The 22,916-nt window shown below is 38.2% G+C and carries 16 protein-coding genes and 2 pseudogenes; 9 read left to right on the forward strand and 9 right to left on the reverse strand.

The features are described from left to right. Window positions 1–58: 58 nt before the first annotated feature. Window positions 59–1,129, reverse strand: coding sequence for a tRNA 2-thiouridine(34) synthase MnmA (gene mnmA, locus KA717_20425; GenBank protein ID UXE58443.1), 1,071 nt, complete (start codon window positions 1,127–1,129; stop codon window positions 59–61). Between the two features lie 729 nt (window positions 1,130–1,858). Here mnmA and KA717_20430 point away from each other — a divergent pair. The 4 genes and pseudogenes from KA717_20430 to KA717_20445 all read left to right on the forward strand — a co-directional run bounded on the left by KA717_20430 (window position 1,859) and on the right by KA717_20445 (window position 5,691). Continuing rightward, window positions 1,859–2,713, forward strand: a complete 855-nt coding sequence (locus tag KA717_20430; GenBank protein ID UXE58444.1) for an ISAs1 family transposase — start codon at window positions 1,859–1,861, stop codon at window positions 2,711–2,713. Window positions 2,714–2,832: 119 nt separating this feature from the next. Beyond that, the gene (locus tag KA717_20435; protein UXE58445.1) at window positions 2,833–3,201 is read left to right on the forward strand and encodes an ISAs1 family transposase; all 369 of its coding nucleotides are present in this window, start codon (window positions 2,833–2,835) and stop codon (window positions 3,199–3,201) included. Between the two features lie 412 nt (window positions 3,202–3,613). Then, window positions 3,614–4,951 (forward strand): annotated as a pseudogene (locus tag KA717_20440) (IS5 family transposase). Between the two features lie 533 nt (window positions 4,952–5,484). After that, window positions 5,485–5,691, forward strand: a pseudogene (locus tag KA717_20445) (transposase). A gap of 59 nt (window positions 5,692–5,750) precedes the next feature. Here the strand turns inward: KA717_20445 and KA717_20450 are convergent. Next, window positions 5,751–7,130, reverse strand: coding sequence for a DUF4407 domain-containing protein (locus KA717_20450; GenBank protein ID UXE58446.1), 1,380 nt, complete (start codon window positions 7,128–7,130; stop codon window positions 5,751–5,753). Window positions 7,131–7,262: 132 nt separating this feature from the next. Between KA717_20450 and KA717_20455 the strand changes: the two genes are divergently transcribed. Further along, window positions 7,263–8,312: a hypothetical protein gene (locus tag KA717_20455; GenBank protein UXE58447.1), complete on the forward strand. Its 1,050-nt coding sequence runs from the start codon at window positions 7,263–7,265 to the stop codon at window positions 8,310–8,312. Window positions 8,313–8,441: 129 nt separating this feature from the next. Here the strand turns inward: KA717_20455 and KA717_20460 are convergent, their stop codons facing one another. Further along, on the reverse strand, window positions 8,442–9,398 hold the full coding sequence (locus tag KA717_20460) for a transposase (GenBank protein ID UXE58448.1): 957 nt from the start codon (window positions 9,396–9,398) through the stop codon (window positions 8,442–8,444). A gap of 153 nt (window positions 9,399–9,551) precedes the next feature. On the opposite strand from KA717_20460, the gene KA717_20465 reads away from it, so the two are divergent. Further along, on the forward strand, window positions 9,552–10,640 hold the full coding sequence (locus KA717_20465; protein UXE58449.1) for a hypothetical protein: 1,089 nt from the start codon (window positions 9,552–9,554) through the stop codon (window positions 10,638–10,640). Between the two features lie 39 nt (window positions 10,641–10,679). Here KA717_20465 and KA717_20470 read toward each other — a convergent pair whose 3' ends face one another. From KA717_20470 to KA717_20490, 5 genes are all read right to left on the reverse strand, one after another. Further along, window positions 10,680–11,375, reverse strand: coding sequence for a hypothetical protein (locus tag KA717_20470; GenBank protein ID UXE58450.1), 696 nt, complete (start codon window positions 11,373–11,375; stop codon window positions 10,680–10,682). Between the two features lie 93 nt (window positions 11,376–11,468). Continuing rightward, on the reverse strand, window positions 11,469–12,644 hold the full coding sequence (locus KA717_20475) for a hypothetical protein (GenBank protein ID UXE58451.1): 1,176 nt from the start codon (window positions 12,642–12,644) through the stop codon (window positions 11,469–11,471). Continuing rightward, on the reverse strand, window positions 12,641–13,774 hold the full coding sequence (locus KA717_20480) for a hypothetical protein (GenBank protein UXE58452.1): 1,134 nt from the start codon (window positions 13,772–13,774) through the stop codon (window positions 12,641–12,643). The genes KA717_20475 and KA717_20480 overlap by 4 nt, the downstream gene beginning before the upstream one ends. A 214-nt stretch (window positions 13,775–13,988) precedes the next feature. Continuing rightward, window positions 13,989–14,870: an ABC transporter permease gene (locus tag KA717_20485; protein UXE58453.1), complete on the reverse strand. Its 882-nt coding sequence runs from the start codon at window positions 14,868–14,870 to the stop codon at window positions 13,989–13,991. Window positions 14,871–14,920: 50 nt separating this feature from the next. After that, window positions 14,921–15,187 (reverse strand): YciI family protein, encoded by a 267-nt coding sequence (locus tag KA717_20490; protein ID UXE58454.1) that lies wholly within the window; start codon window positions 15,185–15,187, stop codon window positions 14,921–14,923. An 89-nt stretch (window positions 15,188–15,276) separates the two neighbouring features. Here KA717_20490 and queG point away from each other — a divergent pair, with 89 nt between their 5' ends. The 3 genes from queG to KA717_20505 all read left to right on the forward strand — a co-directional run bounded on the left by queG (window position 15,277) and on the right by KA717_20505 (window position 20,255). After that, on the forward strand, window positions 15,277–16,230 hold the full coding sequence (gene queG / locus KA717_20495) for a tRNA epoxyqueuosine(34) reductase QueG (protein ID UXE58455.1): 954 nt from the start codon (window positions 15,277–15,279) through the stop codon (window positions 16,228–16,230). Between the two features lie 135 nt (window positions 16,231–16,365). Further along, the gene (locus KA717_20500; protein UXE58456.1) at window positions 16,366–17,004 is read left to right on the forward strand and encodes an HAD hydrolase-like protein; all 639 of its coding nucleotides are present in this window, start codon (window positions 16,366–16,368) and stop codon (window positions 17,002–17,004) included. Window positions 17,005–17,393: 389 nt separating this feature from the next. Beyond that, on the forward strand, window positions 17,394–20,255 hold the full coding sequence (locus KA717_20505; GenBank protein ID UXE58457.1) for a CHASE2 domain-containing protein: 2,862 nt from the start codon (window positions 17,394–17,396) through the stop codon (window positions 20,253–20,255). A 413-nt stretch (window positions 20,256–20,668) separates the two neighbouring features. Here the strand turns inward: KA717_20505 and KA717_20510 are convergent, their stop codons facing one another. Further along, window positions 20,669–21,919, reverse strand: coding sequence for an FAD-dependent hydroxylase (locus KA717_20510; protein ID UXE58458.1), 1,251 nt, complete (start codon window positions 21,917–21,919; stop codon window positions 20,669–20,671). Window positions 21,920–22,916: the final 997 nt, after the last annotated feature.

The following is a 22,916-nucleotide window of genomic DNA, read 5'->3' on the forward strand; positions in this document are numbered from 1 at the left end:
TTATAGTAGATGTTATTGTTTTTGCAAGATCTTTAAAGCTTGATCTTTGACGATGGTCTCAAGAATGGTTTTCTTCTTCTCGAAGGATAATACCGCCACCGAGCAATAGGTCGCCATTGTATAGAACAGCCGCTTGACCAGGGGTAATGCCAAATTGAGGTTCATCAAAACTCAGTTTGAGGCGATCGCCTGACAGGGGAATCACATTAACAGCGACGGGAGCCGAACGATAGCGCACCTGAACTTGACAGCGTAGGGGAGTCGTCGGTTCAGGAATCGAAACCCAATTAAGACGACTAACATAACAATCTAAACTGCCTGCACTGGCGCGATCGCCAACCACGACACGATTCATAACCGGATCGAGTTCAATTACATAGAGCGGTTCTGGAGCCGCAATGCCGAGTCCCTTCCGTTGACCAATCGTATAATGCTGGATGCCTTGATGGTTGCCCAAAACTTTTCCAGCGCGATCCACAATTTCCCCTGTTTTAGGCGTAATATACTTATCCAAAAAATCTCGCATTGACCCATGCGCTTCAATCAAACAGAGATCTTGACTGTCCCGCTTTTCCGCCGTCGTTAAACCCAATTCGGTGGCAATTTGTCGTGTTTCCGTTTTGGTCTGGTTGCCTAGGGGAAATAGGGTGGCAGCCAAAATAGATTGCTCTAAATCGTAGAGAAAATAGGACTGATCCTTTTGCCGATCTACGGCTCGCAGCAATTGATAACGTTGAGAAGCCTGATCATAGGTTAAACGGGCATAATGGCCCGTGGCAATCTTGTCGATCCCCAATGTTTCCCTAGCATAGGACAACATCGGCCCAAATTTAACCGCTTTATTGCACTGAGAACAAGGTAAAGGCGTGATTCCTTCCCCGTAACCAGACACCAAATAGTCCACAATCTGAGTTTGAAAAAGATCACGGGTATCGACAATTTGATGGGGAATGCCCAATTGTTCGCAAATTGAGGCCGCATCTACCATGCCTTCAGAACAACATTGTCCTTTGCCCTTCATTAACCAGAGGGTAACACCAACAACCTCATAACCTTGACGATGAAGAACTGCCGCTGCAACGGAACTATCGACCCCACCGGAGAGGCCCACCACCACTTTTTTAACCATGCTTACAATCTTGGACAGCTTTTACAACCAATTCCTGTTTCTAGGCTAACATCCAGTTTACAATTCAGGTAAAACCTAAATCCTAAAAATGGGACTGCTTCCCAGGGGTTAAGGGTGTGAGGATCACTGTTCGAGTAGTCTAAAGATGAGCACTAAAATTTTTATATGCCTAGGGCGTGTCATCAATCAGCAATTCCAAATTCAGAATGTAGTCAAAGATACAAAATCCCTGAAGTGCTTACGGTCAAGGGGTTTAATGCCAATATTTAGAATCAATGTAATGCTCTATTTAGTGATTGATCAAGTTTGTTTGCAGGTTACTGACTCTCTAAGAGACCGAGATTCGAGGAGGGAATGCAAAAAAACTCAGAGATTAGGTTAATATCTCTTACATCCATAAAAACAAGATCGTGTCTGTATCCTATGTTACCGTTTGAATTTGGAATTGCTGGTCATCAATCAGCAATTCCAAATTCAAATGGTATAAATAGAGACAGAAAAACTTTGACCTATAGGAAGTTATGAATAAAGAGAAAAGTGTCTACTGATTTTGCAGAGAGAAAGATGGAAGTAAACGACCTAAGTTTTGACGGAATCGTTCAGGGTAATCGCATCTTATTTGTTACAAAAAATACAGACAAAAAGAGAGAAATATAGTGTAAAAAAGAAGCAGTCATCTAAGAGAAGAAAAGGCTATTATTTAAAAAAAGTAAGTGAGTGAGGTCAAAGATGGCAAAAGGCTTCGGCGCAAGAGTTCTAACCCCACAACAAGAAAAAGAAGTCAAAATTATCAAAAGAAGCATACTGAAACATTTTCAGTGCCTAAAAGAACCGAGAACAGGGAGAAGGCAAGACCATAACTTAACAGCAATTGTCACCATAGGAATATTGGCAGTATTGTCAGGGGCAGATGGCTTCGTAGCAATTGAAGCCTATGGCAAAGCCAAACGAGAATGGCTAGAAATGTTTCTAGAGTTACCAAAGGGAATTCCCTCTCACGATACCTTTGGAAGAGTATTTGGAATGTTGGAAACAGAAGAACTAGAAAAAAGTTTTCTGAGCTGGATAAGCAGTCTAACGGAGAAAATGGACATAGAGCTGATACAGATAGATGGAAAAACGAAAAGAGGTTCTTATGATAGGGAAAAAGGACTAAATGCGTTACACAGCATAAGTGCGTGGAGTAGTGAGCGGGGACTGATGTTAGCGCAAAAGAAAGTAGATAGTAAATCTAATGAAATAAAAGCAGTCCCCTTGTTACTGAAGTTACTTAACATCAAGGGGGCAGTAGTAACCCTAGATGCAATGGGAACGCAGACAGAAATCGCAAAACAAATAAAGCAAGGTGAAGGTGACTATGTATTGGCTCTCAAAGGAAATCAGGGCAAACTTAATAAACAAGTTAGGGATTGGTTTAAACAAGCGGTCGCTCAGAACTGGCAAGGAATTGAATACAGTTATCATGAGAAGACAGAAAAAGGACATTACCGTTTAGAAACTCGTCAAGTCTGGACAGTGTCAATCAATCAGCTTTCCGCATTGCATCGCCAAAATCAGTGGGTCGGTTTATACCTCGCACGGTGATAATTTGCGTTTTTTAGTTCAGCCCCCCTAGCCCCCCAAGTTTTGGGGGAACCATTCTCTATTTATCGGTTTCAAAGTCCCCCAGCATTGGGGGATTCAGGGGGCGAAAATCTCAATCCATGACCGTGCCAAGTATAGCCACTGTTGTGATGGTTAAAAGTAAAACTCAATTCGGTCATAAAACAACAGAGACGTTTCGCTATTATATTAGCAGTCTTCCTACGGATGCCGAACGTCATAGCCATGTGATTCGTTCTCACTGGAGTATTGAAAATAGTCTGCATTGGGTTTTAGATGTCACTTTTAATGAGGATGCGAGTCGAGTGCGTCAAGGTAATGCGGCTGATAATTTGGGCTTGCTCCGTCGTTTAAGTATTAATTTGCTTAAACATGAGCCATCTCAAAAAAGCTTGAAGATGAAGCGTTATTTGGCGGCGATGGACAACAATTTTCTTCTACAGGTTTTAGCAGCTAGTTCACGGGAGTGATATTCATGAGTATATTTAGCTTCAAATAGGAGGATTGGCAAAATATTGACACCAACAATTATGAATTAGCGAAATTACTTAATCTTTTAGAGTTTAAGTTGATTTTCTTCTCTTTTTAGTTTTTGATATAGTCTATTTTTAAGCTAGATTTCTTTTTTGATTCCACTCTACTAATATGCGATTACCCTGCTGCTACCACTTTTTGAAAATGCCTAAAATCTTTATCAGATGCGGATTTCAGCCCTTTTTGCGAGAAGTCCATTTCTTAGCCATTTAGAGTATATAAATAGGGCTTGCTGAAAAAAGCTGAAACCTTTACGGAGAAAAATAGTAGGCGAATTAAGAACCGCTAGAATGCACGAAAATAGGGTAGAATGCCTCAAAACCATTGCATTAAGAAGAGAGAAAGCAGATGTACCGAAAGCAACAGTACTCAATTGAAACACCAGAAAACTTGAAAAATCTGTTCGGCGGGCAGTTAGACGAAGAAAATCGTTGGATAGAAATGTCAAAAATGATTCCCTGGGAAGAATATGAGGAAGAATATGCAAAAAACTTCACAGAAAAAAAAGGAGCCCCAGCCAAATCATTTAGAATGGCATTAGGAGCATTAATTATCAAAGAAATTTCAGGAAAAAGTGACAGAGAAACAGTAGAACAAATAAAAGAAAACCCTTATTTACAGTACTTTATAGGAATGGAAAGCTATAGTAGCAAAGAAGCATTTAATGCGTCAATGATGGTTCATTTTCGTAAAAAAATAGGAATGGAATTAATAAATAAAATTAATAAAGAAATAGAAAAAAAAGCGACGGGTGTAGCGTCAGAAAAAAAAGAAAATGAAGGAAAGTTATTGTTAGATGCGACTTGTACACCAGCAGATATAAAATATCCAACGGATATAGGAATATTGAATGATGCCAGAGAAAAAACAGAAAAAATAATAGATAAGCTGTATGAAGAAATAAAAGAGAAAAGGAAAGAAAAGCCGAGGACTTATAGGGAAGTGGCAAGAAAAGAGTACTTAGCCATAGCAAAAAAACGTCGTGTGTCAAAAAAAGAAAGAAGAAAAGGAACAAAAAAACAACTAGGATATATAAAAAGAAACTTGTCTGATATAGAAAAAATGATAGAAGAGGGAGCAAAGTTAGAAAAACTAACGAAAAAAGAGCAAGAAGAGCTTGTAACGATAGGAAAAGTGTATGAGCAACAGTTAGAAATGTATGAAAAAAAGACAAATAAAGTAGAAAACAGAATTGTGAGTGTAAGCCAACCTCACGTGCGTCCAATAGTGCGTGGAAAAGCGGGAAAAGCAGTAGAGTTTGGAGCTAAAATATCGGCAAGTAATGTGAATGGCTTTGTCTTCTTAGACAAATTAAGTTGGGATAATTACAACGAATCGGGAGATTTACAAGCGCGAATAGAAGAATATAAAAGGGAAACAGGATGTTATCCGGAATCGGTTCATGTGGATAAAATCTATCGAACAAAAGCGAATCGAGCTTATTGTAAAGAAAGGGATATAAGAATGAGTGGTCCCCGATTGGGAAGACCGCCGAAAGAGGTGAGCAAAGAAAAAAAGAAAGAGGCACGCTCAGATGAAAGAGTGCGTAATGCCATTGAGGGTAAATTCGGACAGGGAAAGAGGAAATTTAGTCTTGGTCGAGTGATGGCCAAACTACCTGAGACCTCGGAAACGGTAATTGCGATGAACTTTTTGGTAATGAATCTTTCTACTCTACTTCAGAAGACAAAAAGTAAAAAGTTGTAGAGTCGTTTTTCTTGTGAAAAATGGTGTTAATTTTCCTCTCTTTTGTGAGGAGTGATTTGTGTTGACCTTTTTAGACAGAAAGGAACAATAGATTAAACAAAATCTGTATTTTGATTTGTTTCCATAAGGATAAGTTATCTATGCTTTTTCAGTCCATACTTCCCTAACCCACATTTCTTTCGTTTTTTGACTTTTTCAGCAAGCCCTAAATAGGGTCTGCTGAAAAAGTCCACAAAACGAACCTAGATGCCACAGGAGGCGAAAAATGGTGACTTCAGAGAGTTGTTTCCAATTTCAACCCCCAGTTTTCCAACGACGTGCATGGGCTTTGAGCCTCCAAAGGCCATAACCTTGCACCTGATCGTTTTTAAAATGCTTGAAAGCATTATCCGGCAAGGGTTCTATACTTATTCAGCAAGCCCTAAATAATTTTCCCTAAGCACTTACTCCTTTTTCCTCTCTTTTGACCCTTTCCGCCAATCGTTCTTTTGTTCTGCTGCAAGATGTAAGTCTATTTACCACCATACTCACCTAATTTGAATCTAATCGCAAGACTCTGGACGTTTGTGAAAAAGAAGTGTTTACATGCAAAATACTATGAAGATTTTACTGAATTCTCTTCGGCGATTAAGAGATGTATTAAGGATGCTAATGTAAAATATAAAAAGGAACTTGATGCCTTGCTAACTTTACGATTTCAACGCTTTAATAAATCCTAGATTATGAACGCTTGAAGTATAGCACCATTGGTTAATACTGTTTGGGAACATATAAAAAGTTATATTTTTTTCTTTTTAGGTAAAATTAGCGGGATATAGAGTTTAACAAGGTTGGTAGCTGTATCAGAATCGTCAAATGGAGAAAATCCCCAAGAAAGATCGTCATAATCAGGAGCATAATTCTTTTTTTCTTCCTCATCATGTAAACGTTCAATCTCATCACGCAGCCAATCTTTCAACTCATAATAGCAATTTTCACTAGTTTTCCATTGACCTTGATCGAATTCGAGAAAAGCGACATTAGGGTGACTTAGCTGATAAAAAAGCTCATCAAAAGCTGAACTATTCAAAGTTTTTTGCAATACTTGATAATCAATGTGATTGGGATGTTGTAGCGAAATAGCTTGGTTGAATTTTAGTAAAAAATCGGAGCCTTTACCTTGCAACCTAAGACTTAATTGCTTGTGATGAGTGTAAATAAGTTTATTTTTTACCGGTGCCTCAACTGCACCTAATATATAAGCAAAACCTATCCTAATATCGTTAATAATATTTGAAATCGCCTCTCCGAAAACGACAAAAAATGATTTTTTCTCTTGTTTAACAGTTATAACCGTCCCTAGCAGTACGGCTAGTCCATCAACACTAAGAGCCAAAAATAACGGCCCAATCGCGCTAGTTTCCCAACGTCTAACCTTGTTATAAGGAGTCAGCAAATCTATGTCTTTTTCAGTATCAATATAATTTTCCCTTTTAATTTCAAAATTATTTTTAAATTCAGGAGGAACAAGGGCAAGAGCCTCTCCGTCCCTTCTCAGTATTTCTTTGGGAGTCAAACTAGAATCTTCCAGATCATAATTGAGCTTTTCCTCAACTACATTTGTTTTAGTCTTAAACTCCTCATACTTCCCCTTTGCTTCTCGTGCCTTAGCCTGCAAACGAAGATACTCAGGCCCCTTTCCAAACAGACCTGTGGTACATCCCTGTTGTTCACAACCTGCTGCTTCGGTCGCCTTATTCGCAGAAGCTTCGAGTTCAATCAGTTGTTGCTGCATCGGTGAATAGACTTGAGACACTAATTGATTGTGGGCTTGGATTGCCTGATCTTTTGCTAACTCTTTATTAAGATTTTGAGTCAAGCTGCCATAATAGGTGACAAAGCTAGTATAGATACTAAAAAAACTCAAAATCAATACTGTGAGCCATTTAATGCGGGGAGCGTGTCGGAGCATCAACTCGGCCAGGGAAAGAAACAAAATCCCCTGAACAGACAAACCCAATATCCAGGCCCATCCCCAACTTGGCAGTATTTGAGCAGCTCCCGTCACCGTTGTATAACCACTAACTAAATTCAAAAAGGCTAAAATTACCATCAATAGCCAATCACGGTCGTCTTTTGGCCGTTTGTTTGCGACTCGGTTGGGACGTGTATAAGTCATCGTTTAATGAAAATTAACTGAGGTCAAATAGATGCCTGGTTTTATGTTATACTAACACATCTTAAAGTACACTAAAAAAAGTTGGTTTTAATTTTAAATCATCTAAAATCGAAATTACGACAAAAAGAACAGATGTCTGAATGGTCTCCTCTTATCTATGGCCGAACCTATGAAGTAGATTTCCGCTTCCTAGCTGTTCCCGAAGATTTTTGCGTTTCTCAACAAAATTGGTCGTTGCGTTACATTCATGCAATGTTACAGAGACCTGTGTACTTGAGACAAGTTTCACGTTTAGCCATCTTTGCAGACCAAAGCTATTGTGTCTTTGGTATAGCTTGTGAAGTTAGCAGGCTGGCTAGTGAAAATGAAAAATTCTGGGATAAGTTTATGAGAGATAAAGCGGGAAGACCGTTATATTTATTTGCTGGTTTTGTCACAAGATTTGATAAGAAAATGGGAATAAGAGACATTCCTAAATATGAAACGGTTAAAAACGATTTGTTTTTTAGTAAAGTGTTTTGTGAATATTTTAAAGAACTTTCTAAATTTGAAACTGAAGAAGTGAGGAAATTTGAGTATAAGAAACAAAATTTTGATGATAGCTCTGCAATCAATTTTAACTATAGAATAACTTATAAAATACATAAGGCTAGATATAGAGAATACGATTTTATGCTAACAAGGTATGATCTCAATAAATCTGAAAAACTCCAAAATATCTTACGTTTTGGGATTTTTGCTAACTCCGAAACTGATCGTAACGGTTTTTGGGAAAATGCCTGTATAGGCATGGGGCAAACTAAGCCCTTTCCACTTTCCTTATGTCTTGGCTTGCACTTAGAAAAAGACGTTTTAGAAACTCCATTTTTAAATGCTACAGTGGATAAATTAACAGATGAAAATGAGAAATCAGGTGAATCAGAAGAAAATGAGAAATTAGAGTTAGGTAAAGTAGAATCAATTGATTCCCAAGTTTTTGAATCTAAAAATGGCAAAGTAAATATTGACCGATTTATAAAAAAAGAAGTTAATGATTTAGCAATAATTACTTCTATTGTTTTGGGTATTATAATAGTTGTAAGGGTTTCACCGAAAGTTTTAGTTATTGGCATTATTGTTTCCCTAGTATCATTGTTTTTTCTTAAAATAATTAAAATAATAATAAATAAACTTCATATTTAATAGATTTATTTATTGGTAAAATCTTGTATATTAGACATCTCCAAAAACTGGAAAGCCTAGTCTAGCAAGCAGTGTAGCTAAATCTAGACTCAGTAGACTTCTTGGTACATAGACGAGTTTACAGGGCTTTCAGACCTCCAAATTCAATTCTGGCAAAAAACAATGACTCATCTTTACCTCAATTACCTGCCCTGATTCGCTACATTTTATAATGCTTAATATCAGCGCATTTATCCTTAGTCTCACCAATCCACATACTGTTGAGATTAATGACTTATATCTTCCCTTTCTTAGTCTAAATTTTTCTTGCATCACTTTGAATACTTTGAGCAATCGAATCATATGTTCAACCACTACTCGTCGAGACGATAACCAACTATTTCTTTCTTTTTCTTCTTTGCTTAATTCTCGCCCCTTTGGTTTCTTTTTTGGTGTTGTTAATTGGAATTCTCCCTCGTAGGCTTTATCACCTAGAAAGCCTTGTTCTTGATGGAATTTAGCCAATCTTTGACGTAATATTTGTACATCGCTCTTTGAACCTATTTCTCCTATCACAACATCCACAATCTCCTTGATTTTTGGGCAAATGATTATTTGGCTTTTTGAGGTATGCCTTTTTTGTTTACCTGAGTAGTATGGTTTTTGTGCCTCCTGCCCTAAAGGTCTTTCTACTGGTTGTTCTGTCGCATCCACTATTAGTTCATGTTGGATTAGCTCCTCTTTAACTTTTTCTATTTCTTCTGGCAACTTTTTTAGTTGTTCAAATAGACTTGCTGGTAAATTTTCTCCGAATAGTGACTGCCAATAATTGAATATATTATGGGCAGACGATTCACTTATTTCAAACATTATTCCTAGTAGCTGAAAGGTCGGATAATGCCTTAAGTAAACTAGCATTAAAACTATTTGCTCCTCCTCTGATAATTTCGGTTTATTTCCACCACCTGCTTTAATCAGTGTGGTTTTGCTTTCTTCAAATTCTTTTTTAAGTAATTTGCCATAGGTTATAAGCTCTAATAATTTTGGGTACTCTATTCCTAACAACCTCTTTGTTTCTTGAGGCTGTTTTTGAATATAAGCCCACATATAGATGTATTCAGGCATAGTTACTCCTGTCTAAATTTCTATGATTATAGCATATTTGTCGATTTTATAGTATTATGGAGATGTCTATTGATAATTATTCAATATAATATATCTAAGAATTGGCTATTTTAGATTTTTTAATCAATAATAAAGATGCTTAAAGAAAACCCAAAATCAATTAAAATCACCATGCTAGGAGATCAAGCTTCTGGGAAAACCTGCTATATTCTAGGGATATATGCCAATATCGCATTGGGAAATCACGGCTTAACGGTACATTGTATTGACGATGAAGAAAATCATGAGCTTTCTAAATTATGTCAAAATTTAGTCGAAAGGAATGACAATGTGCGCTTTCCGCCTGCCACTTCCACAACGAAGATTTATCGCTTTAGATGTAAAAACGAACTAACTAGAATAGTAGCTGATTTTGAGTGGATAGATTATAGAGGAAGTGCTTTGTCAGATGAGCCTTCTAAGGAAGATGTAAAAGAATTAAATCATTATCTACAAAGTTCCCAATGTTTATTTTTGTGTATTTCGGGAGAATTATTAGCAAAAAAAGTAGCACAAAATGATTTTGTTGAGTTAAGTTTCAAGACGAAAGCTCATCAAATGCAGCGCATTCTAGGTCAAATTAGAACAATTCACCAGCCGAATACTTCGCTCTATCCAATTATTATAACTATTTCAAAATATGATTATTGCTATAAGAATAAAGAAGAAAGATCATCAGAGAATATAGTTAAAGATATTACAACAATTTTTCACCCCCTTTTTGTTCAAGGTTCACCTTGGATAGTTTTAATTTGTCCTATTACACTTGGGGCTGAATTGGCAGAAAACCCAAGCGGAGGAAAGATTTATCCTGTAAATTGTGATATTCCAATATTTTTTGCTTTGTATTGTAATTTACTAACTAAGACAGCTGTAGAGGCAAAACAAATTAAAAGTCTCTGGCTAAAATTAAAATCAATGGAACGAATGCCTTGGTATAGAATTCCTCTATTTAGTTATCACAAAAAATTAAATTTACTTAAGCAAGATTTATACAAAATAAAAAGAAGCTATGATCTTAATTTTAAACACTTAAACGCTTTAGCTTCTTGTTTACAGGAGGTTCAGCAAACGGCCCCTATTTATAAAGAAGGCAAGGTTGCCCAACTTCAACTATCCGATAGTCCACTTGAGAACCATCCTATACACGACTGGTTTTCTGAAAATCATAATTCATTTATTTAATTTTTTTCATTGCAATTACCTTCTTTATCTGTTACCATCTTATAACTTCCATACGTCTCTCCCTTGAGGATTAGACGGTGGTTTATTTAGCTTTTTTTGTGATTCAGTTAAATCTTTGTTTTTTTGTTCTTGGTCACTTAACTCTATTTTAATCTTAACTAACTGTTTTTTCAAATCACAATTCTGCTGTTTAATCTCATCGATCTCTTTTTTCAAATCACAATTCTGCTGTTTAATCTCATCAATCTCTTTTTGAAACTCTTGTCTTGTTTTTGAATTTTTATCTTCTAGTTGCTCAAAAAGCCAGATTTTTAGACTTGTGTTGCGGTCAATTAATAAAAAATGTTGATAATTATCTGTGATAATGACAGAAACCTTCTTTGTAATTGCATAAGCGACTTGAAGTACTAAATAATAATGTCTATCCATAGAATAGTTGTCTATTAACTTTTTAACTCCTTCTACATGGGCAGGCAACTGTTGTACTCTTTCCTCCTCTGTAAAAATGTCACTTGATATGATATTAATATCACTTTTGTACAAAAAAGGAATAATTTGTTCTGAGGCCATTTCTTCGCTAAAAGCATTTTTTATAGATTCGTGTGACATAAACATTTTAGCGTCAGGACAAGCCGATATAATGACGGCTATTCTGCGCTCAACCTCCTTAAAGTTCTCTTCAGTTCCTATTGCTTGTACAACTAGATTGACATCTATTAGAACAGATAAGACCATATTGTAATTACCCTTGTAAACTTAACATGAACACTTTCTGCTCTTGGGAAATCATAAAGAACAATATCATTAATGATGAAGATGGAGACGATCTTATCGTACAGATGGATGTGAAGATTCTCTTGAATGATTTGGCTGCGATACTGTGCTGTGACCGAGTAGAGAGGAGATAGAACACCTTAAGACTCTCGATAACATAAAGAATTTATTTAGCATCTCTAAATTGTTTCCACTTTCCCAATCCTCAATAATATTGGGATTAGCACCAATTGCAGCAGATAATTGCTCTGTTTCATAATAACCTTGTGTTTTAATAGTTTGAATTAAGTTTTTAAGATGCACTTTAAGTTTAGAAAGATCCACAACTAAATTTTCATTAACTAAATTTTCATTTTCTAATCCAATATTTTTTGGATAAAGTTTCAAAAGAGATAAATAGAATTTTAATGACTCAAGTTCATACCCCTTTTCCCACTTTTCAATATCTCGTCGATTTACTCCCACTGAGGCAGCAACGGCTTCTCGACTATATGTTAATTTTTTTCTAAGTGCCTCAATATTGACTATATTAACTGTAATAGGTAAATTTCTTCTATTCTCACAAATCCTCACTTCTTCCTGAATTTGTTCAAGTATTTTATCTTTATTTTCTAGGTATTCGATCGCTTCAAATAAAACCAAAGAATATTCCAAAGCTTTTTTAGCATCGTTAAAAGCATCTAAATCAAATAATTTTTCCGCCAATTGTTCCCAGTAACGCGCCGCTAACTCCTTATTGTCAATCGCAATATACAAAACTTCACAGTCCTTTTGTAAGGCGATCGCTCTTTCATAATTGCCAAATTCAAGGGCAGTAGCAACTTCTTCTTGTTTATTTAAAGCCTCAGCAAAATGTTTCATATAGTTGGCATAATCTTTATCCCCTGTAAGCTCCAACTCCGCACTTGCTAAAACCGTTTGATTTTCCCAAACCTGTAAAACATAAACGCCCTCTGATAAATTCTCAGGAATCTCCAATTTTGTTATAAAACAAGGAGAGATTGTCGCTAAATTCAGAGAAACTTCTGTAGATTTAGAAGCCAAAAGCTGACCTTGCTCCGAATTAAGTTTTATTTCTAAATTCGCCTGATTGGGAGCATTCTCTTTTACATAAAGACGAATTGTTAACCCCTCCCCTGGCAAAACCACAGGCGGCCAATAGTTCAAGACCACTCCTCGTATTTTCTTTTCTCTCATGCTTTCGGGTAAAACACTAATTGCCTGGGTCATAGCAGTTCTTTCCTAAATTCGGCCTTGATCATATCATACACCTTTTGATTTTGACATAATCCCATGTGATCCGTCGGCCCCTCTTTAATCAAATATAAACTATCATCATTGCTGTCGGCGATCGCACTAGCACAAGTTACTGTATCATCGCCAAAAACAGACAACTTAGGCTTGTCTTCACTTAGATCATAATTTGTGAGAGAATCAACCTTATACAGCAAAGGAGTCGAATGTTGATCTGAGAAAAAACATCGATTTTTTAGCCTATTTAATGAACTAATACTTTGATCAAAATTGGCCAATTTCTGATGAACCTTAATCGCCGCGTCCACATATTTACGTTGATCTTCATGCCAAATATTCGGATCGAGACTGGCATAAAAATTACCGTGTTCATCATAAAGAGAATTAATCTCTTGAGACGGCAATAATTGATACAAAGAATAACAGGATTGTAAAGCCTTACTGAGATCGGCTCTGTGCTGAGGATTTTGTATAAATTGCCATCCTTGATCAAAAACTGGGTGCAAAATAGGATAACGTTTAAGTGCGTAATAAGCTTTCGCAGAACCTCGTACAGGGGTTGCTATTTGGAATAGCAGTTTTGTTTTTTCAGCCAGATCACGATTGTTAGGATTAGCCAACATTAAACGACTGACAATACCACCCATGCTGTGAGCAATTAGACAGTAAAGATAATTACCTTTCGGGTCTTTTTCTTGAATAAACTCTGCTAGTTTATTAGCTGTTATTTGATTGTCTGCCAACCAATTATAAGCAAAAGGGAAAAAATCATCTTCTGCTCTTAAACCGATATTGTTCCTACAAAATTGCATCAAAGCACCATATACTTCAACATTTTTGACGGGGAATTTAATTTTGTTAATAGGTCTTTGAGGTAATCTGATATTAGTAAAAGCAGAAATCACTTCTCCCGCCTGAATATCATTACGATCAATCGGATTAAGTTTATTTGGGCAGTTATGAAACAAGCTAATATTGACTCCAAAATTTTTACCCCATATTTCTTCCTGGTTTATCCTTCCAAAAGTATTCTTCTGCAACAACAGACTTGATCCCATAACCCCAGGAACAAAAAAGACAAGAATGGGCGGCTTTTCTACACTCATATTGGACTAGCAAACTCCTCTTTTAGTTTGTCAATAAACACCACTGTAATGATAAAGCAAAAAGGCTTTTTCTTTAGTTAACAATATTCAACTCTAACTGTGTGATTCAATCGAGGATAATACTTTTAGGAAGACATTAAACTTAAAACCCTCTTTGCGTAGTCTTTTGAGAAATTTACTCAATGTAAAAATACTGCCCTAATCCCAAGGAGTGTCAATAGGTGCGATTTTTGCGTAAACGAGGATTGAGTAACTCGCTGACCCCTTCCCCAATAAAAGATAGGCCAACAACCATTGTGGTGAGGGCCAATCCAGGGAAAAAAGTTGTCCACCAAATGCCCGTGGAAAGATCGCCTAAAGCTTCTTTGAGATCGTGACCCCATTCCGGCCATTCTTCCGGTAAACCTAAGCCCAAAAAACCCAAGCCGCCCAAAATCAATATGGCATCTGCTGCGTTGAGGGTAAATAGAACGGGCACACTTTGAATGACATTACCAAACAAATAACGGGACAATACCCTTGTGGGAGTTGCACCCATAGCTCTGGCAGCCTCGATAAAGAGTTCGGTTTTGACGCTGGTGGTATGGTTTCTGACTAAGCGATAGTACTGGGGAATATAGGCAATGCTCACGGCGATCGCCACATTGAGAATACCGCGTCCTAAAATAAAAGCTAGGGTAATAGATAACAACAGGCCAGGCAGGGTGTAGATCGTATCCATCAAAAAGAGTAAAAACTTATCAACTTTCCCCCCTAAATAACCACTGATTAAACCCAAGGGAACCCCAATAAACACGGATAAACTGGTGGCTAAAAGGACGACCTGTAAGGCAGCTTGACTCCCAAATAAGGTACGGGAGAAAACATCGTAACCCCGCACATTCGTCCCAAACCAATGGGAAAAACTAGGAGCCTCTAAAGGTAGGCTATTTAATAAATCGGTGGGATCGGGCAATAAACCGATCGCCTGTAATAGGGGAGATAAAAGAGCGATCGCCAAAAAACTACCGGTAATGATCAGCCCAAGCTGCATTAATCGTCGAGACAAACTGGGGCGGGTGGCCTTCATTAAGGGAATTTTTAGCGTTGTCATCATCTCAACGGGTTTAGAGCTAGGGTTAATTTTGAGCGTTTAAGCAATGATATCTATTCCACCACAATATGCCATTCGTGTAATTCGTACTCTACACAAGCATTCTCCACCAGAGGATCTTTGGCCACGATCGCCTGGGCTTGACTGAGAGAATCGGCCCAAAACAGGAGCATTCCGCCGCCAAAATCTCCCCAATACCCTGTTTTTGCCTGATGTCCTTGGTCAATGAGCATCTGAACGTAGGCCCGATGAGCCGGTACAAATTGATCAAAAACACTTTTTTCAACAATACCCCGTTCAATTTTGACAAACCAAGACATGGCGATCGCCTGCAATCTTTATCATTAGAATTAATCAGCAATAGTTTACACTGATTTTTCTTCAATTTTTCTTCAACAAACGGCATCCGATGGACAGCACAGGGCAGATCACTGGAAAAATCACCGCAGAACAGATCAAAGCGAAGGCAAAGGAAATAGGGTTTCATCTCGTCGGTATCGCGCCGGTAGAAGCTGAAAATGCTGATCATGCTCAAGCTTATTTAAAAAACTGGTTAGATCAAGGTTATCAAGCCCAGATGCAGTGGATGGCGAATCCAAAACGTTTTGATATTCGTGCCTGTCTGCCCGATGTCCAATCGGTCATTGCTGTTGCCCTCAACTATTACACCCCCCATCAACGCCCCGATGGTCTGGAATATGCCAAAATTTCCCGCTATGGTTGGGGACGGGATTATCACAAGGTTATGGAACGTCGTTTAAAGGCTCTTAGTCTGTGGTTAACGAGTCAGCATCCCGATATTAAAACTCGCCACTACGTCGATACTGGCCCCATTCAAGACAAGGTGTGGGCCCAACGGGCTGGCTTAGGTTGGATCGGCAAAAATGGCAATTTAATTACTCGTGACTATGGCAGTTGGGTGTTTCTGGGGGAAATTCTAACCAATTTACCCCTAGACGGCGATCGCCCCCATAGCGAACATTGTGGAACCTGCCGCCGATGCTTAGAAGCCTGTCCAACCAAGGCCATTCCCCATCCCTTTGTGGTGGATGCTAATCGTTGTATTGCCTATCATACCATTGAAAATCGAGCCGAAGATCTACCACCAGAGATTAAACCCCATTTAAACGGTTGGGTTGCGGGCTGTGATATTTGTCAAGAGGTTTGTCCCTGGAATCAACGCTTTGCCCAGGAGACTAATATTCCAGACTTTCATCCCTATGCGGGTAATGTGGCCCCAAAACTAGCAGAATTAGCCGAGATTACCGAGGAAAAATGGCAAGAACAATTTCCGTCCTCAGCATTACGAAGAATAAAGCCCGCTATGTTACGACGCAACGCTCGTGCTAATCTAGAATCATAAAAGTATTTTCGTAAAGTTCTATATATAAATTCCAAGCACATAAGACATTAGTTTCTAGCACTAGAGTCTGTCACGTCTGCATCGTTCAATTTTTAGTATGAGCTGTCCCTAGATTTTAAATAAACGCTAAACCGAATGGTTATTAAAGCAGTCCTCTTTGATTTTGATGGCACGATCGCCGATACCCATGACGCTTTCTTGGAAATTGTCAATGATTTAGCTGATGAATTTGGCTATCCTCAAGTTGATCAGGTTCAGCTAGAAAGACTGAAAAATTTAAGTTCTATAGATATCATTCGATATTCAGAAATTCCCTCTTTAAAGATTCCCTTTATTATTAAACGGGTTAAAAAAGAACTGAGTAAAAAAATTTCTACTCTCAAGCCCTACTATGCCATTGATAAGGCCCTATTAGCTCTCCATGAAAATGATTACTTAATTGGTATTGTCACCTCTAACTTAAAAGAAAATGTGATCACTTTTCTCAAGAATAATGATTTAGATACGCTTTTTAGTTTTATTCATTCCGGCACGACCCTATTTGGCAAAAACAAAATGATCAATGCAGTACTTAAGGAGCATAAACTGCGTTGCGATGAAGTTATTTATGTTGGAGATGAAACCAGAGATATCCATGCAGCCCAAAAAAGTAATATTTTGATGATTTCTGTAGGCTGGGGATTTAATTCACCGACCATATTGGCAAAGCATAAACCCGATTTTTTGGTCTATCATCCGATAGAACTGGTCAAGATTATAGAGGAATTAAGCTAATTTTTTCATAAAATGCGATCATTTTTGAGTGGTGCGATCGCCGTTCTGATTCCATTTTTATAAAATGCGATCGCCGTTTGAAAAAGTATGATTTTAAATAGAAGCAGTGCTAATATTAGTAAATAAATCGTTGGGAACTTTAATGGGCGATCGCACTGATAGTTTAGTAAAGTAAACTAAGGTTAGAAGTATCAGGATAAAGCAATATTAATTGTGTAGCCGTCTGAGAGCGAATCATTTCCTCCAGCGTGAAATGTTCACTTAAATAAGTTGTCATTTTTCTCGTCCTTTTTTATCAGTATTATCCTTTTGTCAATCAGGATAATTCCCAATAATTAGAAAAACAATAGGGAAAACGATGGAAATCTTGATGCAATCAATTAAACCGAATGCGTATTCAAGAGGAAAAAATCTGTTTATGTCAGGCGATCGCTCTCAAAAAGCGGAAAAAGTCTGATTGTTCTCCAAAACACTTCATTGATTTGTTAGGATTGGTGAATCTTTATACTATCCCTAGTCAGCCAACCTCACCTCTATTCATGCTTCAAACCAAGTTCTATTATGAATATCAAGTCGGAGGAAGTCTTGAAAATGATGCACCTAGTTATGTAACGCGATCAGCCGATGCAACCTTTTATCGCGCTCTAAAGGCGGGTCAGTTATGTTATGTACTTAATTCCCGTCAGATGGGCAAATCTAGCTTACGGGTGCGAATTATGGAAAAACTACAGGCTGAAGGGACGGTTTGTGCCTTTATTGACTTAACAGGTATCGGCAAACAGGATTTAACAGCAGAAAAATGGTACGCAGGAATTGTCCAATCGCTAGTGAGTAGTTGTCAACTGGCTCCGAAAATTCAATGGCGAACCTGGTGGCGGGAACGACAAGATTTATTATCTCCTGTGCAACGTTTAAGTCTTTTTCTTGAAGAAATTTTATTGGTTGAAATTGAGCAAAATATTGTCATTTTTATTGATGAAGTTGATCGTGTGTTGAGTCAAAACTTTTCTCTAGATGACTTTTTTGGTTTAATTCGCCATTGTGTAGAGCAACGTCATCAAAATGCTAAGTATCGGCGACTAACCTTTGCGCTGTTGGGAGTTGCAACCCCCCATACTTTAATTCAAGATCATAGCCAAACACCTTTTAATATTGGTAAAGCGATCACCTTGGAGGGGTTTACTTTGACAGAAGCAAAGCCACTCATGGAGGGATTAAAGGGAAAAGTGAAGCATCCTGAAGTCATTATTCAAGAAATATTAAACTGGACAGGGGGACAACCATTTCTGACTCAAAAACTTTGTAAACTAGTTATTCAAGAGATTGAGCATAAAAATTTTTTTGAGCAAATTTCCCCTAATTCTCCATTAAAAGGGAGAGAAATTATTGAGCAGATTGTCAAACTTCATCTCGTAGAAAATTGGGAGGCTAATGATGAGCCTGAACATTTACGCACGATTCGCGATCGCCTCTTAAAAAATGGGCAACGAACAGTTCGTTTATTAGGATTATATCAACAAATTTTAGAACAAGGAGAAATTATTAGCGATTATAGTGCTGATCAAAGGGAATTACAACTTTCTGGTTTAGTCGTAGCGCAACAGGGAAAACTTAGAGTTTATAATCGTATTTATGAACAAGTATTTAATCAAAATTGGCTGAACAAGCAGTTAAATGAATTACGTCCCTATGCAACGGCAATCAATAGGTGGTTAGCTTCTAATTGTCAAGATGAAACGACTCTTTTAAGGGGAAAAGCTTTACAAGAAGCTCTGACCTGGTCTTTAGGTAAGAATTTAAGTGATTTGGATTATCAATATTTAGTTGCAAGTCAAGATTTAGCTAAAAAAGTAGCAGAATCAGCCTTAGATGTACTGGAAGAAGCAAGTCATCTTTTGGCATCTGCTAGACAAACAGCCAAACAGGAAATTCTTAAACAGTGCATTAGTTGGCATTGGATTCCCAAAGTCATATTAGTAGTAACGACACCCATTTTGCTCTTGCGTTTTAGTGGACTATTACAGAATTTAGAATGGAATTTACTAGATCAATTTTTTCGTTTACGGTCATTAGAATCACCCGATAAGCGCATTACATTAGTGATGATTGATGAGTCAGATCTGAAGAAAATTGGTCAATGGCCGATTCCTGATCAACTCTTAGCTCAAGCGATTACCCATATTAAAAAACAGCAACCGAAGGTAATTGGTTTAGATATTTATCGCAATCTTCCCGTTGAACCAGGACATCATAATTTAGAAAATTTATTTCGATCTACTCCCAACTTATTTGGTATTGAAAAGTTGGTAGAGCCTAAAGTTTCACCCTCCATCATTCTTCAAAAACGCGATCAAATTGGTTTTAGCGATCAAGTTTTAGATAGTGATGGTCGAATCCGCCGTGCCCTATTATCAATAGGTTTATCTAATCAAAAAATAAGTTATAGTTTTGCAGTTAAGTTGTCTCTATACTATCTGAAGAATCAAGGCATAGAATTAGAGGATTTAGATAATGAAAGGGTTAGATTAGGTAAGGGAATTTTTAAGCGTTTTCGCGATCATGACGGGGGCTATATTGGCGCAGATTCAGGTGGTTATCAAATTTTAATCAATTTTCGAGGCTCTGAGGAAAATTTTACAACGATTCCCTTTAACAAGGTTTTAAATAATCAAATTTCTCCCCAGGATTATCGCGATCGCCTAATCATTATTGGGACAAGAGCAGAGAGTCTCAACGATCAATTTTTTACACCCTATAGTGGGGATTTATTCGGTTCTCCTCAGCGAATGTCTGGCGTAACTTTACACGCTAATATTGTCAGTCAGCTATTAAGTTCAGCTCTAGATGGACGCTCTTTATTACAAAGTTGGCCTGAATGGCTAGAATGGTTATGGATTTTGACTTGGGCGGGAGTGGGAATTGTGATTAGTTGGGGAGGTTCTTCTTCCTCTGTCATGATTTTTCGTATTCTGGCGGCTGGAAGTGGACTTTTGGGGATTTGTTTTGTTGCTTTTTTATGGGGTTGGTGGTTGCCAATTGTGCCTTCGGGTTTTGCGCTGGTGGGAAATGCCGTAACTTTATTAATTGTTAGAAATCGGGAGCGCGATCGCTGTTTATTGCAGTTAACTTTGACTAAACTTTTGGCAACTCAGCAAAATAATCCCACCGTGGGACGCATCGCGATCGCCTATCTTAAGCAATCGGAAACGAAGGAGAATCAAGCTTTAATTGAAAAGAAATGTAATTTTTAGCCCCAAAAAAGCGATCGCCTTCTCACAAAATCGTCCTAAACCGCGTGCGCGAAGCGTGCCTTTGGCATCGCCCCAAAAATACGTTACGGAAGACAGTGATTACACTTGGTAATAGGGATAAAACGAGCTTTTACTGTAAGGATCCAGGCAGCAGATTCAAATGGTAACATAAAATACAGACATTATCTCGCTTTTATACAGTCAAGAGAGATTTCGCTGATTTCTGACGTTTTTCGTACTTACTCCTCGAATCTTAGCCGCTTGGAGAGTCAGCAACCGGCCAACAAACTTGATCAATCACTAAATAGAGCATTACGCTGATTCCACATATTGAAACAAAACCCCTTGACCGTAAGCACTTCAAGACTTTCGTATCTTGGACTACATTCTGAGTTTGGAATTGCTGATGTCTGTCAGGTATTTAGAAATTTGGTATAAGGTTGTGCTAATCGGGGTTGACGACCTAATAGGCCGGTCATTAATTTGAGAGCTAAAATCTTAACGGGGGCAAACTGAGCGAGAATTCCCAAGCCTAAACGACGGATCAGAACGATCAATAACCAGTCATTAGAGAACAATCGATCAAGTAAATCGGTAAAGCCCAGAATGATTAAATTTTCAGGTTTACGCCACCGTTCATAGCGTTTTAGCACCCCTAAACTCCCAAAATCTTCTCCCTGTTCAAAAGCGGTTTGAATCACTTCGGCCAGGGCTGCTGCATCCCGAATGCCCATATTGAGTCCCTGACCGCCAACCGGATGACAACAATGGGCCGCATCTCCCACTAAGGCTAAACGAGGTTGAATATAGCGATCGCTTTGCATCAACTGCACAGGAAAAAGACGGCGGGGGCTAACCAGGGAAATGGGGCCTAAGCTACCGGCTAAACGAGTTTGTAACTGTTGCAAAAAATCGGCTTCATCCGTTGCGGTCAAGGCTTGGGCCTGGGCGTGGGGCAATGTCCAGACAATTTGACAACGGTTGTCTGGCAAGGGCAAGACTCCCATCGGGCCACTGTACCAAAAACGTTCAAAAGCAATGTCATTACGGGGGGCTTGATGATGAATCGTAAAGGCCACACAGGACTGCCAATATTTCCAACCCTTGGTTTGAATACCGGCCAGAGAACGCAAACGTGACTTAGCTCCATCGGCTCCAATCACTAACTTGGCTTGAATCTTGGATTCCGTCTGATTTTGCTTAATCGTTAAAACGACTTGCTCTGGCTGATAATCCACAGCGATCACTTCGGCGGGACGAATCCATTGCAGATGGGAACTAGGGGGTAAATTATCCTGAAGCGCGGCGAGAATGATCTGATGTTCTCCCACATAGCCCAAATCCTCCGTCTGAAGATCGGTCTTCGCAAAGGGAACAATGCCAGCATAATCGGCATCGGAAAGACGAATATGAGCAAATTTGCCTATTTTGGGTAGAATCTGTGACCAAATACCAATGCCTTTGAAGATGCGGCTAGAGAAGAGAGAAAGGGCGTAGGCTTGGGGTTTAAAGAGTGCCTGTTCTGGGGGCAGGGACTCAATTAGGGCAATTTTTAGACCCGTTGTTTTGAGGATAGAGGCTAGGGTTGCACCGACAATACCGCCCCCGACAATGGCCAGATCAAAGGTTAAGCTTTCGGACAGGTTAGCGTTTTCGTCAAGCATTGACAATTATTTCAGGAATATAGCACTAAGTTTTATTGTTACGTAAGGCTTTGAGAAGGACAAGGTGGATCGCCCGAAGGTCACAAAATTTCTGCTTAAACCTCGTTGAAACCCGTATTTTGAGGCATTGTCCCCTAAACCGCCTTAAAATGAGGAGAACTGGTGTATGACGCAAGTATTGAAGATTGGGGATTTGAAGAGCAAACCCCTACGGGAATTTAATAATAACATTTTGATAATCTTACGTTGATAATTTTATATTTTGTTGTAGGGACATAATACCATTATGTTCTTAATTTTTGGCGGTGTAAGATAATTTTTGATGAGGATTAAACGGTGTTAAGTCCCTACGGGAATTTAATGGAAACGCCTAATTTTTTTTAACTTTGTTAATAGTATCTTGATAATCTTGTGCTGATAATTTTATATTTTGTTGTAGGGACATAATACCATTATGTCCTTAATTTTTGGCTGTGAAAGATAATCTTTGATGAGGACTTAACAGTGTTAAGTCCCTACGGGAATTTAATTGGAAACGCCTAATTCTTTAAGTCTATCAAGAGAGCTTTGATCCCATTCTTGATTATTTTGTTGTTGATAAAGTTTAGCGGCTTGGCGAAAATCATTGATCGCCCCTTGATTATCTCCTAAATTAAACTTAGAAATTCCACGATTATGGACATCAACATTGTCAGGTATCGAATTCCTAAAAAGCTGATGTTTACGAGAGCAAAACCCCTAACAGGGCAAACGCATCTAAATTCTAGACTCCTTATCTGATAAGACTTTCAGCGTTTCATAAAAAATCAATCATGATCTCGGAAACCCTTATCCAGCCTACCTTTCAAAAATAAGATGCGTTCGCCCTGAAACCCCTAAAATTAGACTTGACAAAAGACCTGAGATTGTTATATTCTAAAGGTTAAAGGCGTTTGCACGAGAGAATAATACACCATAAATATACCATAATGTCAATTCACCATTATAATAATTCTAC

Origin of the sequence: Woronichinia naegeliana WA131 (genome assembly GCA_025370055.1) — a bacterium.
Taxonomy (GTDB): Bacteria; Cyanobacteriota; Cyanobacteriia; order Cyanobacteriales; family Microcystaceae; genus Woronichinia; species Woronichinia naegeliana.

What these genes read in the sequence shown, in the direction of transcription:
- mnmA (UXE58443.1), bottom strand. Translation starts at nt 1,129, where the DNA reads ATGGTTAAAAAAGTGGTGGTGGGCCTCTCCGGTGGGGTCGATAGTTCC.
- KA717_20430 (UXE58444.1), top strand. Translation starts at nt 1,859, where the DNA reads ATGGCAAAAGGCTTCGGCGCAAGAGTTCTAACCCCACAACAAGAAAAA.
- KA717_20435 (UXE58445.1), top strand. Translation starts at nt 2,833, where the DNA reads ATGACCGTGCCAAGTATAGCCACTGTTGTGATGGTTAAAAGTAAAACT.
- KA717_20450 (UXE58446.1), bottom strand. Translation starts at nt 7,130, where the DNA reads ATGACTTATACACGTCCCAACCGAGTCGCAAACAAACGGCCAAAAGAC.
- KA717_20455 (UXE58447.1), top strand. Translation starts at nt 7,263, where the DNA reads ATGTCTGAATGGTCTCCTCTTATCTATGGCCGAACCTATGAAGTAGAT.
- KA717_20460 (UXE58448.1), bottom strand. Translation starts at nt 9,398, where the DNA reads ATGTGGGCTTATATTCAAAAACAGCCTCAAGAAACAAAGAGGTTGTTA.
- KA717_20465 (UXE58449.1), top strand. Translation starts at nt 9,552, where the DNA reads ATGCTTAAAGAAAACCCAAAATCAATTAAAATCACCATGCTAGGAGAT.
- KA717_20470 (UXE58450.1), bottom strand. Translation starts at nt 11,375, where the DNA reads ATGGTCTTATCTGTTCTAATAGATGTCAATCTAGTTGTACAAGCAATA.
- KA717_20475 (UXE58451.1), bottom strand. Translation starts at nt 12,644, where the DNA reads ATGACCCAGGCAATTAGTGTTTTACCCGAAAGCATGAGAGAAAAGAAA.
- KA717_20480 (UXE58452.1), bottom strand. Translation starts at nt 13,774, where the DNA reads ATGAGTGTAGAAAAGCCGCCCATTCTTGTCTTTTTTGTTCCTGGGGTT.
- KA717_20485 (UXE58453.1), bottom strand. Translation starts at nt 14,870, where the DNA reads ATGATGACAACGCTAAAAATTCCCTTAATGAAGGCCACCCGCCCCAGT.
- KA717_20490 (UXE58454.1), bottom strand. Translation starts at nt 15,187, where the DNA reads ATGTCTTGGTTTGTCAAAATTGAACGGGGTATTGTTGAAAAAAGTGTT.
- queG (UXE58455.1), top strand. Translation starts at nt 15,277, where the DNA reads ATGGACAGCACAGGGCAGATCACTGGAAAAATCACCGCAGAACAGATC.
- KA717_20500 (UXE58456.1), top strand. Translation starts at nt 16,366, where the DNA reads ATGGTTATTAAAGCAGTCCTCTTTGATTTTGATGGCACGATCGCCGAT.
- KA717_20505 (UXE58457.1), top strand. Translation starts at nt 17,394, where the DNA reads ATGCGTATTCAAGAGGAAAAAATCTGTTTATGTCAGGCGATCGCTCTC.
- KA717_20510 (UXE58458.1), bottom strand. Translation starts at nt 21,919, where the DNA reads ATGCTTGACGAAAACGCTAACCTGTCCGAAAGCTTAACCTTTGATCTG.